This window comes from Mycolicibacterium sp. XJ662 (assembly GCF_053484035.1).
This window is the reverse complement of record NZ_JBEFTL010000001.1, coordinates 1,481,490-1,494,060: the sequence shown is the minus strand read 5'-3', so window position 1 is coordinate 1,494,060 and position 12,571 is coordinate 1,481,490. Positions and strand designations below refer to the sequence as shown.

The window sequence follows — 12,571 nt, the reverse complement described above, 5'->3', positions numbered from 1 at the left end:
TGGGCTGGCCGGTCTCACTTCCGAAGGATGAGATCCAGCGCCTCGGCGCGCGACGCCGCATCGTGTTTGAACTGGCCGCGCACCGCCGAGGTGGTGGTGATGGCACCGGGTTTGCGGACACCGCGCATCGCCATACAGAGGTGTTCGGCTTCGATCACGACGATCACACCGCGCGGATCGAGCTTGCGCATCAACGCATCCGCGATCTGCGCGGTCAGCCGTTCCTGTACCTGTGGACGCTTGGCGTACAGATCGACGAGGCGCGCGATCTTGGAAAGCCCGGTCACCCGGCCGTCGGCGCCGGGGATGTAGCCGACGTGCGCGGCCCCGTGAAACGACACCAGATGGTGCTCACACGTGGAGTACAACGGGATCTGCTTGACCAGCACCATTTCGTCGTGCTGTTCGTCAAAGGTGGTGTCCAGCACGGCATCCGGGTCGGTGTACAGGCCCGCGAACAGCTCACGGTACGCCCGCGCCACCCGGGCCGGGGTGTCCTCGAGCCCGTTGCGGTCGGGGTCCTCCCCGACGGCGAGCAGCAGCTCGCGCACCGCCGCCTCGGCCCGCGTCTGGTCGAACGTCGCGGGCGTGAAGCCGTTGGGGAAGATCGTGGCCGAACTGCGCTGCGGCCGCGTCATATACGCCTCCTGTGAGAGCCTGCTAGCGGTCAGCCGTGCGCCGGCGGGTTGGACCTATCGCCGGACCGTTCGTTGTCCTGGCCCGAATCGTCGTTGGGGTTCGGCGCCGACGGCTGCGGATAGGGTTGCTGGTACTGCGGATAGGGCGGAGCCCCGCCGGCACCGGGGTTATGCCACCCCGGAGGTTGCGGCGGTGGATACCAGTAGCCCTGCGGCTGTTGCTGCTGCTGGTGCGGTTGCTGATGCGACGGCTGGTGGTGCTGCGGCGGTGGCGGCCAGCCGGGGGCGTGCCAGCCGGCCGGGGCGCCGTAGTCCGGCTGGGTCGCGCCGGGGCCGGGGGCTCCGTTGCTGCCGTGACCGTTGGCGCCGTTCTGGGCCTGCCGGGCAGCGGCTTCCTGGCTGGCCTGCGCGATGGCGGCCTTGAACGCCGGCTCGGGAATCGGTTTGGGCCATTCCTCGCCGCGTTCCATCGCCAGCTCGCCGGGCGTCTTGATCGGCGGCTTATCGGACGGCACCCGGCCACCGAAGTCGTCGAACATGGTCAACCGCGGACGCTTCTTGACGTCGCCGAAGATCGCCTCGAGCTCGCGGCGGTGCAGCGTCTCCTTCTCCAGCAGTTCGCCGGCCAAGGTGTCGAGCACGTCGCGGTATTCGGTGAGGATCTCCCACGCCTCGGTGTGGGCGGCCTCGATGAGCTTGCGCACCTCGTCGTCGATGTCGCGGGCGACTTCGTGGCTGTAGTCGGCCTGGGTGCCCATGGTGCGGCCCAAGAACGGGTCACCGTGTTCGGTGCCGTAGCGCACCGCGCCGAGTTTGGAGCTCATGCCGTACTCGGTGACCATCGCGCGCGCGATCTTGGTGGCCTGCTCGATATCGGACACGGCGCCGGTGGTCGGCTCGCGGAACACCAACTCTTCGGCGGCGCGTCCGCCCATGGCGAACACCAACCGCGCGATCATCTCCGAGCGGGTCATCAAACCCTTGTCGTCCTCGGGCACCGACATCGCGTGCCCGCCGGTGCGGCCGCGCGCCAGGATCGTGACCTTGTAGATGGGGTCGATGTCGGGCATCGCCCACGCGGCCAGGGTGTGCCCGCCCTCGTGGTAGGCGGTGATCTTCTTCTCGTGCTCGCTGATGATGCGGCTCTTGCGGCGCGGCCCGCCCACGACGCGGTCGACGGCCTCTTCGAGCGCCGGCCCGGTGATGACGGTGCCGTTCTCGCGCGCGGTCAGCAGCGCCGCCTCGTTGATGACGTTGGCCAGGTCGGCGCCGGACATCCCGACCGTGCGCTTGGCCAGGCCCTCCAGGTCAGCGTCGGGCGCCATCGGCTTGCCCGCCGAATGCACCTTCAGCACCGCGCGGCGCCCGGCCAGGTCGGGGCTGGTGACCGGGATCTGCCGGTCGAACCGGCCCGGCCGCAGCAGGGCGGGGTCGAGGATGTCGGGGCGGTTGGTGGCGGCGATCAGGATGACGCCCTGGCGGTCGCCGAAGCCGTCCATCTCGACGAGCAGCTGGTTGAGCGTCTGCTCGCGTTCGTCGTGGCCGCCGCCCATGCCGGCGCCGCGCTGGCGGCCGACCGCGTCGATCTCGTCGACGAAGATGATGGACGGGCTGTTCTGCTTGGCCTGCTCGAACATGTCGCGCACGCGAGAGGCGCCGACGCCGACGAACATCTCGACGAAGTCCGAACCGGAGATGGTGAAGAACGGCACCCCGGCCTCGCCGGCGACGGCGCGGGCCAGCAGCGTCTTACCGGTGCCGGGTGGACCGTAGAGCAGAACACCCTTGGGGATCTTCGCGCCCAGCGCCTGGTAGCGCGACGGGTTCTGCAGGAAGTCCTTGATCTCGTAGAGCTCTTCGACCGCCTCGTCCGCACCGGCGACGTCGGCGAACGTGGTCTTGGGCATGTCCTTGGTGAGCTGCTTGGCCTTGGACTTGCCGAAACCGAAGCCCATCCGCCCGCCGCTCTGCATGCGGGTGAACATCACGAACAAGGCGACCAGCAGCAGCAGCGGCAGCAGGTAGATCAACAGCGAGCCGAGCATCGAGCTCTGGTTGACGACCGTGTTGACCTTCGCGCCCTTGCTCTGCAGCGCCTCGAACACCGTCACGCCGTAGCCGGTTGGGTACTTGCTGATGATCTTGTCGCTGTCGGACGTGTCGGGGTTGCCGCTCTTCAGGTCCAGCCGCAGCTGCTGTTCACGGTCGTCGATCTGCGCGCTCTCGACGTTGTCGTTGTTGATCTGCGCCATCGCCACCGAGGTGTCAACGGGCTTGAACTCGCGGGTGTCGTCGCTGAAGTAGAAGAAGGACCAACCCAGCAGCAACAGGACCGCGATCACGGTCAGCGTGCGGATCACATTTTTGCGGTTCATCAAGCCTCGGCCTTCGTCGGCGTCATGTCTTTCGGCCGCCCGCGGCCGGTCTCCTTCCGATACGTGCAGCTGGGAACTTCCAGGCTACCGCTATACCAACGAGTCAAGGTTCCCGACGGGTGCCGCCGTATCGGGGGTGTATTGCGCCGAACGTGGGTTACCGGCACGCGTCAGGCGCTCGGGCCGTGCGGGTAACCCACGTTCGCGGCGCGGTCGACTGTGCTTTGGTAGTGACCGTGCGGACCTCGACCGAACGGTTTGTCGAAACCAACGGCGTGCACCTGCGGGTGATCGAGGCGGGCGAGCGCGGCGCCCCGCTTGTCGTGCTCGCCCACGGCTTTCCCGAGCTGGCCTTTTCGTGGCGGCATCAGATCCCGGCGCTGGCCGACGCGGGCTTTCACGTGCTCGCCCCCGACCAGCGCGGCTACGGCGGCTCGTCGAAGCCCGACGCAATCGACGCCTACACCGTCGTCGACCTGAGCGCCGACCTGGTCGGCCTGCTCGACGACGTCGGCGCCGAACGGGCGGCGATCGTCGGCCACGACTTCGGCGGGGTGGTGGCTTGGTCGGCGCCGCTGCTGCACCCGGACCGGTTCGCCGGGGTAGCCGGGTTGAGCGTGCCGCCGGTGCCGCGCTCGCGGGTGCCGACCACCCAGGCGTTCCGCAAGATCTTCGGCGACAACTTCTTCTACATCCTCTACTTCCAGGAGCCCGGGCCCGCCGACGCCGACCTGAACCGCGATCCGGCCACCACGATGCGCAAGCTGTTCGGGTCGCTGACGATGCCCGCAGACGAGGCGGCCGCGTTACGCATGGTCCAACCCGGGCCGGAAGGGTTCATCGAACGCATCCCCGAACCGGGCGGGTTGCCCGACTGGCTGAGCCAGGAGGAGTTCGACCACTACGTCGCCGAGTTCACCGCCCACGGGTTCACCGCACCGCTGAATTGGTATCGCTGCTTTGACCGCAACTGGGAACTGACCGCGTCGACCCCGGCCGCCACCATCACCGTGCCCGCGTTGTTCATCGGTGGCACCGCCGACCCGACGCTTGCCTACACGCCGCGCCACCGCGTCCACCACCTGGTGACCGGGGACTACCGCGAGGTGATGATCGACGGTGCGGGACATTGGATTCAGCAGGAGCGTCCCGCCGAGGTGAACGCCGAACTCGTCGAATTCCTCAAGCGATTGGAGCTGTAGATGACGCGGCCACTGAACTTCGGGGTGTTCATCACCCCGTTTCACCCGGTCGGCCAATCCCCCACCCTGGCACTGGAATACGACCTGGACCGCACCGTCGCCCTGGACGGTCTCGGCTACGACGAGGTCTGGTTCGGTGAACATCACTCCGGCGGTTACGAGCTGATCGCCTGCCCGGAGGTGTTCATCGCCGCGGCCGCCGAACGCACCAAGCACATCCGGCTCGGCACCGGTGTGGTGTCGCTGCCCTACCACCATCCGCTGATGGTGGCCGACCGGTGGGTGCTGCTGGATCACATCACCCGCGGCCGGGTGATGTTCGGCACCGGGCCGGGAGCGCTGCCATCGGACGCGTACATGATGGGCATCGATCCGGTCGACCAGCGCCGCATGATGCAGGAGTCGCTGGACGCCATCCTGGCGCTGTTCCGCGCCGCCCCCGACGAACGGATCACCAGGACGTCGGACTGGTTCACACTGCGCGATGCCGCCCTGCACATCCGGCCCTACACCTGGCCGTATCCCGAAATCTCCACCGCAGCAATGATTTCGCCATCAGGACCGCGACTGGCCGGGGCGCTGGGCACGTCGCTGCTTTCGCTGTCGATGTCGGTGCCGGGCGGATACGCCGCGCTGGAGAACACCTGGCAGGTGGTCGTCGACCAGGCCGAGAAGTCCGGACGCGAGGCACCGGACCGCAACAACTGGCGGGTGCTGTCGATCATGCACCTGGCCGATACCCGCGAGCAGGCGATCGACGACTGCACCTACGGGCTACAGGATTTCGCGAACTACTTCGGTGCGGCCGGGTTCGTGCCGCTGTCCAACGACGTCGAAGGTGAGCAGTCCCCGCGCGAGTTCGTCGAAGAGTATGCGAGCAAGGGCAACTGTTGTATCGGCACACCGGGTGACGCGATCACCCACATTCACGACTTGCTCGAACAGTCCGGCGGTTTCGGCACGCTGCTGCTGCTCGGCCACGACTGGGCCTCGCCGCAGGCGACGTATCACTCCTACGAACTGTTCGCCCGGGAAGTGATTCCGCACTTCAAGGGTCAGCTGATCGCACCGCGGGCGTCGCACGACTGGGCCAAGGACATGCGCGACCAACTGCTGGGCCGGGCGGGCGAAGCGATCGTCAACGCGATCACCGAGCACACCGACGAACTCGAGGACCGGGAGCGCTGATGCGCGCCACGCGGCGTCGACCTGGCGCACGGTCCCGGTGACACGGTGACGGTATCGTGCCAGGCATGCCGACCGCTGTACGGGCGAAGACGCCGACCAGACTGCTCGCTCTCGCTGCGGGGCTCATCCTCGTCGTAGCGGGCTGCGACGCGACATCGGGGCCGACGACCAGCGCGCAGGGCGATGCGCGACACGTGACCGTGCAGGGTTCCGGTGAGGTGCAGGGCGAGCCGGACACCCTCAACATCAACGCGTCCATCGCGTCCGTCGCTCCCGATGTGACCGGTGCGATGAACCAGACCAGCGAGCGTCAGCAGGCGGTGATCGACGCGCTGGTGGACGCCGGCGTGGAGCACAAGGACATCAGCACCGCAGAGGTCAGCCTGCAGCCGCAGTTCGCCGGCGGCGGTGACGATCCGCAGGCCATCGTCGGCTACCGTGCGACCAACTCGATCGACATCAAGATCCGCCAGCTCGACGCCGCATCGCAGGCGCTGGCGCTGATCGTCAGCAGCGGCGGCGACGCGACCCGGATCAACTCGGTGAACTATTCGCTCGAGGACGATTCACAGTTGGTCCGCGATGCCCGAAGCCGGGCCTTCGACGACGCCCGAGACCGCGCCGAGCAGTACGCCGAGTTGTCGGGTTCGGCGCTGGGCCAAGTCATTTCGATTTCGGAAGCGACCGGTCAACAGCAGCCGCCGACGCCGTTTCCCACTCCCCGCGGTGCCGAAATGGCTACCGTGCCATTGGAACCCGGCGAGCAGACGGTCGGGTTCACGGTGACGGTGGTCTGGGAGCTCACCTAGCCCGCGGGGGCGATGTCCACCGGAATACCGTTGAGCACAGCGGTACCCGACAGCGGGTCGAGACGGTTGCCGTCGTTGAGCTGGTTGACGTTGACGCCCGGGCGGTTCGAGGCGACCGTCTGTCCGGTGCCGTCGCGGTCATGGCCCCAGCCGTGCGGCAGCGACACCACGCCGCGGCGCATGCCGGGCGCCAACTCGATGGGCGCCAGCAGCTCACCGCCGGGCCCCTTGACGACCGCGGTCCCGGGGTCGGTGAGGCCCAACTCGGCGGCATCGTCGGGATGGATCCGCAGCGTGCACTGGTTCGTCCCACCGGCCAGCGCGGGCAGGTTGTGCATCCAGCTGTTGTTCGAGCGCAGATGCCGGCGGCCGATGAGCATGAAGCCGTCGGCGCGGACGCCGAGAGCCTCGCGCAGCCGTGGCACGTCGGCGACCAACGGCTCGGGGGCGAGTTCGATTCGGCCCGTTGGGGTTCGCAACACCTGAGCCAGTCGCGGTTGCAGCGGGCCGAGGTCGATGCCGTGCGGGGCGGCCTTGACCCGGGCCAGCGTCAGGCCGTCGGGGTTGGCGCCGAACGCGTCGCCGTACGGTCCGAGCCGCAGCATCATGTCGAGGCGCCGCTCGTAGCCCGGGACCGCATCGAGCATCGCGGTGAGCTCTTCGACGGGGCGCCCGGCGACGGGCGAGTGCGGATCGGCGGTTTCCTTGGCCAGCGTCGTCGCGATCACCTGCTGGTCGACGAGCGCCGGATCACCTTCTGGCCCAACGCCGTACAGGATCAGCGCGATGCGGGACAGGATCTCGGGTTCGTCGGGGCGATCGGCCAGCGGCAGTGCCGGCGGCGAGTACCGGACGTTGTTGCGCACGGCGAGGTTGTTGAGCGCGAAGTCGAAGTGGGCGCTTTGCGACGGCGGCGGTGGCGGCAGGATGACGTCGGCGTGGCGGGTGGTCTCGTTGAGGTACGGGTCGATGGAAAGCATGAAGTCGAGCCCGGTGAGCGCGTGGTCGAGGCGATCGCCGTCGGGCGCGGACAGCACCGGGTTGCCTGCGATGGTGATCAGCGCCTTGAGCTGCCCGTCGCCGGGGGTATCGATCTCCTCGGCGAGGGCCGCGGCCGGGATCTCGGAGAGCACCTCGGGGTGTCCGGAGACGCGGCTGTGCCAGCGTCCGGTGCGAAATCCGCGGCCTGCCTTCGGCGGTCGGGGCGCCGGCGCGACCGCCGACAGCGGGAACATCGCGCCCCCGGGCCGGTCGAGGTTGCCGGTCAGCACGTTGACGACATCGACGAGCCAGCTGCCGATCGTGCCGAATTCCACTGTCGACGTGCCGATTCGGCCGTAGACCGCTGCGGACGGGGCCGCCGCGATCTCGCGGGCCAGCACGCGGATGTCGTCGGCGGCCACCCCACAGTAGGCGGCGACGGCTTCCGGGGCGAAGTCCGCCGCGAGCGCGCGGATGTCGTCGACGCCGTTGACGGAGCCCACCAGCGCGCCGAGGTCGACGAGGTGCTCGTCGAACAGCGTGTACACGACCGCGAACAGCAGCGCCGCGTCGGTGCCGGGCCGCGGCGCCAGGTGGCGATCGGCGAGTTCCGCGGTGCGCGTGCGGGCCGGGTCGATGACGACGAGTCGGCCGCCGCGTCGGCGCAGCGCGCGCAGCTTGCCGGGGAAGTCGGGTGCGGTGGCCAGACTGCCGTTGGAGACAAGGGGATTCGCGCCGATGACGACCAGGTAGTCGGTGCGGTCGAGGTCGGGGACGGTGAACGCGACCGGGCTGCCGAACATGTGGCCCAGCGCGACGTGTTTGGGCATCTGGTCCAGGGTGCTGGCGGAGTAGACCTGGCGGGTGCCCAGCGCGCGCACGAGCACCGGCGGGTACAGGGCGCCGGCGACGGTGTGGGCGTTCGGGTTGCCCAGGTACACGCCGACCGACGGGCCGCCGTGCTCGGCGACGACGGCACCGAGGCGCTCGGCGACCGCCTCGAACGCCTCTTGCCAGCTGGTTTCGGTCAGCTTCCCGTCGCGCCGGACCAGCGGGCGGGCGAGCCGGTCGGGGTCATTGTCGAGTTCGGCGAAGCTGGCGCCCTTCGGGCAGATGAACCCGTGGCTGAACACGTCGTCGCGGTCACCGCGGGCGCCGGTGACCCGGCCGTCGGCGATCGTCAACGTCAGGCCGCAGGTGGCCTCACACAGCGGGCAGATCCGCAGGGCTGTCTGGGTCATCACCCCATCCTCCGCCGAGATCGGCGTTTTGCACGATTCTTCTCGCACTTTCCCGCCCGTTTGTCCCCTTTGGGCGAGCGCTACGGCTGTTCGTAGATTTTGGGGTCGAGCGTGCCGATGTAGTTAAGGTCGCGGTAGCGCTCGGCGTAGTCCAGCCCGTAGCCGACGACGAATTCCTTGGGAATGTCAAAGCCGACGTAGGCGATGTCCACGTCGGCGCGCACCGCGTCGGGTTTGCGCAGCAGCGCGCACACCCGCAGCGACCGTGGCCGCCGCGACGCCAGGTTGCGCAGCAGCCACGACAGGGTCAGTCCCGAGTCGACGACGTCCTCGACGATCAGCACGTCGCGGTCGTGGATGTCGCGGTCGAGGTCCTTGAGGATGCGCACCACCCCCGACGACGACGTCGACGAGCCGTACGAGCTGACCGCCATGAACTCCAGCTGCGTGGGCAGCGGGATCGCGCGTGCCAGATCGGTCACGAAGAACACCGCGCCCTTGAGCACGGTGACCAGCAGCAGATCGCGCCCGTCGGGACCGATCGTTTCGCGATAGTCCTCACCAATGCGGGAGCCGAGCTCGGCGACCTTCGCCTGGATCTCGTCGGAGGGAAGAAGAACCGATTTGATGTCGCCGTTGTACAGCTCGGTGGATCGCTCAGCCACGCCCACAGCGTGCCATGCGACCGATCCGCCGACCAAGGCGCGGTGGCTAGACCGGTTCGGTGTGCAGGCCCAGCACGCCGTCGCGCCGCGACGCGATCAGCCGCTGATTGCGCAGCGGCGATCCCACGGCCACCCCGCCTTGGCCCCGCCACCCCACCACCAAGGTGTCGACCCCCCGAATGTGCTTGTCGGTCAGGCCGCTCGCCCCGCCGGCCAGCAGCCAGCCACGAATGACCCGCCGCCGGATCGCCTCCGGCAGCACCGCCAGCCGCGACGTGTCCAGCCCTGCCCCATCGCGAGCGTCGGTCAACGCCTGCTGTGCCAGCGCGTCGAGCGCGTCGGTGTCGGCGCGCAGCGCACCCGCGGTGCGCGCCAACGCCTCGGCCACCCCGCCGCCGAGGACCTCCTCGAGCAGCGGCAGCACCTCGGTGCGCAGCCGCACCCGGGTGAACCGCCGGTCGCTGTTGTGCGGGTCGTGCCACGGTGCCACGCCCAGTTCAGTACAGGCTGCCTGCGTCACGCTGCGCCGCACGCCGAGCAGCGGACGACCCCACGGCGGGTCGCTGGGCCGCATCCCGGCGATCGACCGCGGCCCCGACCCGCGGCCGAGCCCCAGCAGCACGGTCTCGGCCTGATCGTCGAGCGTGTGACCCAGCAGCACCGGCGCACCGCCGCGGGCCCCGTCCAAGGCCCGGTAGCGCGCCGTGCGCGCCGCGCCTTCCGGGCCACCCTCGGTGCCGACGTCGACGCGCAACACCTGGGCGTCAACACATCCCAGCGTCATCGCCTGGTCGCGGGCGGTGGCGCCGACCGCCGCGGAGCCCGGCTGCAGTTGGTGGTCGACGACGAGCGCGGTGGTCGGCTTGACCTTCGCCGCCGCCGCCGTCAGCGCCAGCGAGTCGGCGCCGCCGGACAGTGCCACACACCAGCGCTCGTCGGCTGCGCAGAAGTCGCGGGCAAAGCCGGTGACCGCTTCGTGCAGCGCGGCTAGAGCACCCTGTCGATCCATCGCTGCGGCTCGTCGATTTCGGTTGGCAGCGGCAGGGTTTCGGGTTCGGACCACACCGCGTTGAACCGCTCCATGCCGACCTTGGACACGACGTGGTCGACGAACGCCTTGCCGCGGGTGTACTGGCTGAGCTTCGCGTCGAATCCCAGCAGCGCCCGCAGCAGCCGTTGCACCGGCGGTTGTTTGCGCTGACGCCGCTCGTCGAACCGGCGCCGGATGGTGGCCACCGACGGCACCACCGCCGGACCGACCGCGTCCATCACATGGTCGGCGTGGCCCTCCAGCAGCGTGCCCAACACCAGCAGCTGGTCCAGCGCCTTGCGCTGCGGTTCGGACTGCACGGCGCGCAGCAGCCCGAGCACACCCTCCGAATTCGGTTCGGCCGCACCGCTTCCGGTGTCGCCGCGACGGCCGCGGACGAACTCGGCGAGCCTGCCGAGGACCTCGGTGACGTCGTTCTCGGTCTCGTCGGTGAGCACCCCGAGCGCGCGCGACATGTGGTCGGCCAACCACGGGTTGGCCCGGAACTGCACCCGGTGGGTGACCTCGTGCAGACATACCCAGAGCCGGAAATCGTAAGGCTGCACCTGCAGTTGGCGTTCCACCGCAATGACGTTGGGGTACACCAGCAGAAGCTCACCGCCGTCGCGGCCGAACGGGTCGTACTGGCCGAGGATGCCCGAGGACACGAACGCCAGCACGGCACCGGTCTGCGCGCCGGTGATCCGGCCGGTGAGGAAGTTCGGCCGCTGTCCGTCGCTGTCCTGCCCGCCGGTCATCACGCGCATCGACTGGGTGGCCGCGCGCACCCACTGGGCGCGGTCGACGATGCGCGCGTCGGGAACGTCGCCGCCCTCGGTGAGCCCGGTGACCTCACGCACCGGCAGTTCGGCCGACCGCGACGCCTCGCTGAGTTGGTCGATGACCTGGCGGCGGGTGTAGTCGGTGGTGGCCGGGCCCGGCCTGGCCAGTCTGGCGCCGACGGTCGCGGCGAACTCCCAGTCGACGGCGCGTCCGACCGTCACCTTGTGGTCGGTGGCCGGGCTCATGGGCTGCACCCGCACGAGCGCAGGGTCGCGGCCAGGGTGTCCAGCGCGACGAGGCCCATAGGGCCCGCATCGTTGGAGATGAACGCGAACGTCAACACCCGCCCGTCGGCGTCGGTGAGAAAGCCGGCCAGCGTATTGGTTCCGGTCAGCGATCCGGTCTTGGCCCGCAGGAACCCGGCGGCTTCCCGGCCCGGTTCCGTGCCCAGGAAGCGGTTGGACAGCGTGCCGCTGCCGCCCGCGATCGGCATCAGGTCCACCAGCGGTCGCAGCCGGGGGTGCTCGTCGCCGACCGCGACGCTGACCACCTCGTCGAGCGTCTTCGCGGTGAGCCGGTCGTCGACCGACAGCCCGCTGGAGTCGAACAGCCTGGCCCCGGTGGTGTCGACGCCGGCGTCCTTCAGTTCGCCCAGCACCGCGCTGGCGGCGCCGTCGAAGCTCTGCGGCTCGCCGACCGCGGCGGCGACCTCACGGCCGATCGCCTCGGCCATCACGTTGTCGGAGGCGTTCATCATCTCGCGCAGCCGGTTGATCAGCGGCGGCGACTGCACCGCCGCGATCTCCGTGCCGCCGCGCGACGGGCCGGGCAACACGGTGACCTTGGCCGGGTCGACCTCCAGTGCCACCGCCAGCGCGCGCCCGGCATCCAATGCGGGCGTGTGCGACCGGGCCGAGTCGACGCTGACGGGTTGGGTGCGCCCGGCGTCGAGCATCACCGGCTGCATCGGCGCGATGTCGCCGCCGTCGATGTCGGCGGGGTCCCAGCCGTGCGCCATGGTCGGCCCGCTGTAGGCGCTGACGTCGACCTGCACGGCGCTGGCGTCGACGCCGCTGCGACGGACTTGCTCGGCCAGGTCGCTGATGCGGGCGGCGTCGCGGTACCAGGTGTCTTTGCCTTTCGGCGCCGCCGACAGCGTCGGGTCGCCGCCGCCCTTGAGCACCACCACGCCGGGTTTGTCGCCGGTGAGCACCCGGGTGGTCAACCGCGCGTCGCGGTCGAGGGCCAGCAGCGCGGCCGCCGTCGTCAGCGTCTTGTTGGTCGATGCGGGCTGCATCGGCACGTCGGCGCCCTGCTCCCACAGCTGGGTGCCGGTGATCGCGTCGGCGATGCGCCCGGTGAAGTGCCCGAGGTTGGGGTCGGCCAGCGCCGGGGCCAGCCGCGCCGCCAGCTGCTCAGGCGTGGGCTTGGGTGCGGAGTCCGACACCGGCACGACGGCCGGATCGGCGGTGACGGCCGGTGGCGTCGGCTTGACCGCCGCGGCGTCGGTGTGTCCCGTCGTCAGCACGGCCGCCGTCGCCACCACGACGGCGACCAGCACCAGCACTGCCACCCCGACCAGCACATGCGTGGATGGCCCCCACTTCGTGGGCCGCATAACTCTCCTGATCTGTCGACCGCCCCGTAGTGCAGCGTATC

General features: G+C 69.7%; 10 protein-coding genes. 3 read left to right on the top strand and 7 right to left on the bottom strand.

What is annotated here, in order from left to right; translation table 11 throughout:
* Positions 1–14 precede the first annotated feature (14 nt).
* Together folE and ftsH are read right to left on the bottom strand one after the other, a co-directional pair.
* Positions 15–638, bottom strand: a complete 624-nt coding sequence (gene folE / locus ABQE93_RS07015) for a GTP cyclohydrolase I FolE (protein ID WP_448411319.1) — start codon at positions 636–638, stop codon at positions 15–17.
* A gap of 29 nt (positions 639–667) precedes the next feature.
* Positions 668–3,013 carry an ATP-dependent zinc metalloprotease FtsH gene (gene ftsH, locus ABQE93_RS07010; RefSeq protein WP_448411317.1) on the bottom strand — a complete coding sequence of 782 codons (2,346 nt, stop codon included), beginning with the start codon at positions 3,011–3,013 and terminating at the stop codon, positions 668–670.
* 236 nt (positions 3,014–3,249) lie between these two features.
* Between ftsH and ABQE93_RS07005 the strand changes: the two genes are divergently transcribed.
* From ABQE93_RS07005 to ABQE93_RS06995, 3 genes are all read left to right on the top strand, one after another.
* The gene (locus ABQE93_RS07005; protein WP_448411424.1) at positions 3,250–4,215 is read left to right on the top strand and encodes an alpha/beta fold hydrolase; all 966 of its coding nucleotides are present in this window, start codon (positions 3,250–3,252) and stop codon (positions 4,213–4,215) included.
* On the top strand, positions 4,216–5,403 hold the full coding sequence (locus ABQE93_RS07000) for an LLM class flavin-dependent oxidoreductase (RefSeq protein WP_448411315.1): 1,188 nt from the start codon (positions 4,216–4,218) through the stop codon (positions 5,401–5,403).
* A 65-nt stretch (positions 5,404–5,468) separates the two neighbouring features.
* Positions 5,469–6,212, top strand: a complete 744-nt coding sequence (locus ABQE93_RS06995; RefSeq protein ID WP_448411313.1) for an SIMPL domain-containing protein — start codon at positions 5,469–5,471, stop codon at positions 6,210–6,212.
* Here ABQE93_RS06995 and ABQE93_RS06990 read toward each other — a convergent pair.
* The 5 genes from ABQE93_RS06990 to dacB form a co-directional block, all read right to left on the bottom strand.
* On the bottom strand, positions 6,209–8,434 hold the full coding sequence (locus tag ABQE93_RS06990; protein ID WP_448411311.1) for a molybdopterin-dependent oxidoreductase: 2,226 nt from the start codon (positions 8,432–8,434) through the stop codon (positions 6,209–6,211). The genes ABQE93_RS06995 and ABQE93_RS06990 overlap by 4 nt on opposite strands.
* Before the next feature lie 80 nt (positions 8,435–8,514).
* On the bottom strand, positions 8,515–9,135 hold the full coding sequence (hpt, locus tag ABQE93_RS06985) for a hypoxanthine phosphoribosyltransferase (RefSeq protein ID WP_448411309.1): 621 nt from the start codon (positions 9,133–9,135) through the stop codon (positions 8,515–8,517).
* A gap of 10 nt (positions 9,136–9,145) precedes the next feature.
* Positions 9,146–10,108, bottom strand: coding sequence for a tRNA lysidine(34) synthetase TilS (gene tilS, locus ABQE93_RS06980; RefSeq protein WP_448411308.1), 963 nt, complete (start codon positions 10,106–10,108; stop codon positions 9,146–9,148).
* Entirely contained in the window at positions 10,087–11,157 is a 1,071-nt protein-coding gene (locus tag ABQE93_RS06975; RefSeq protein ID WP_448411422.1) for an Rv3626c family coenzyme F420 biosynthesis-associated protein, read from the bottom strand. Before ABQE93_RS06975 ends, tilS begins: the two co-directional genes overlap by 22 nt.
* Positions 11,154–12,530 carry a D-alanyl-D-alanine carboxypeptidase/D-alanyl-D-alanine endopeptidase gene (gene dacB / locus ABQE93_RS06970; protein ID WP_448411306.1) on the bottom strand — a complete coding sequence of 459 codons (1,377 nt, stop codon included), beginning with the start codon at positions 12,528–12,530 and terminating at the stop codon, positions 11,154–11,156. The genes ABQE93_RS06975 and dacB overlap by 4 nt, the downstream gene beginning before the upstream one ends.
* Between the last annotated feature and the right edge of the window lie 41 nt (positions 12,531–12,571).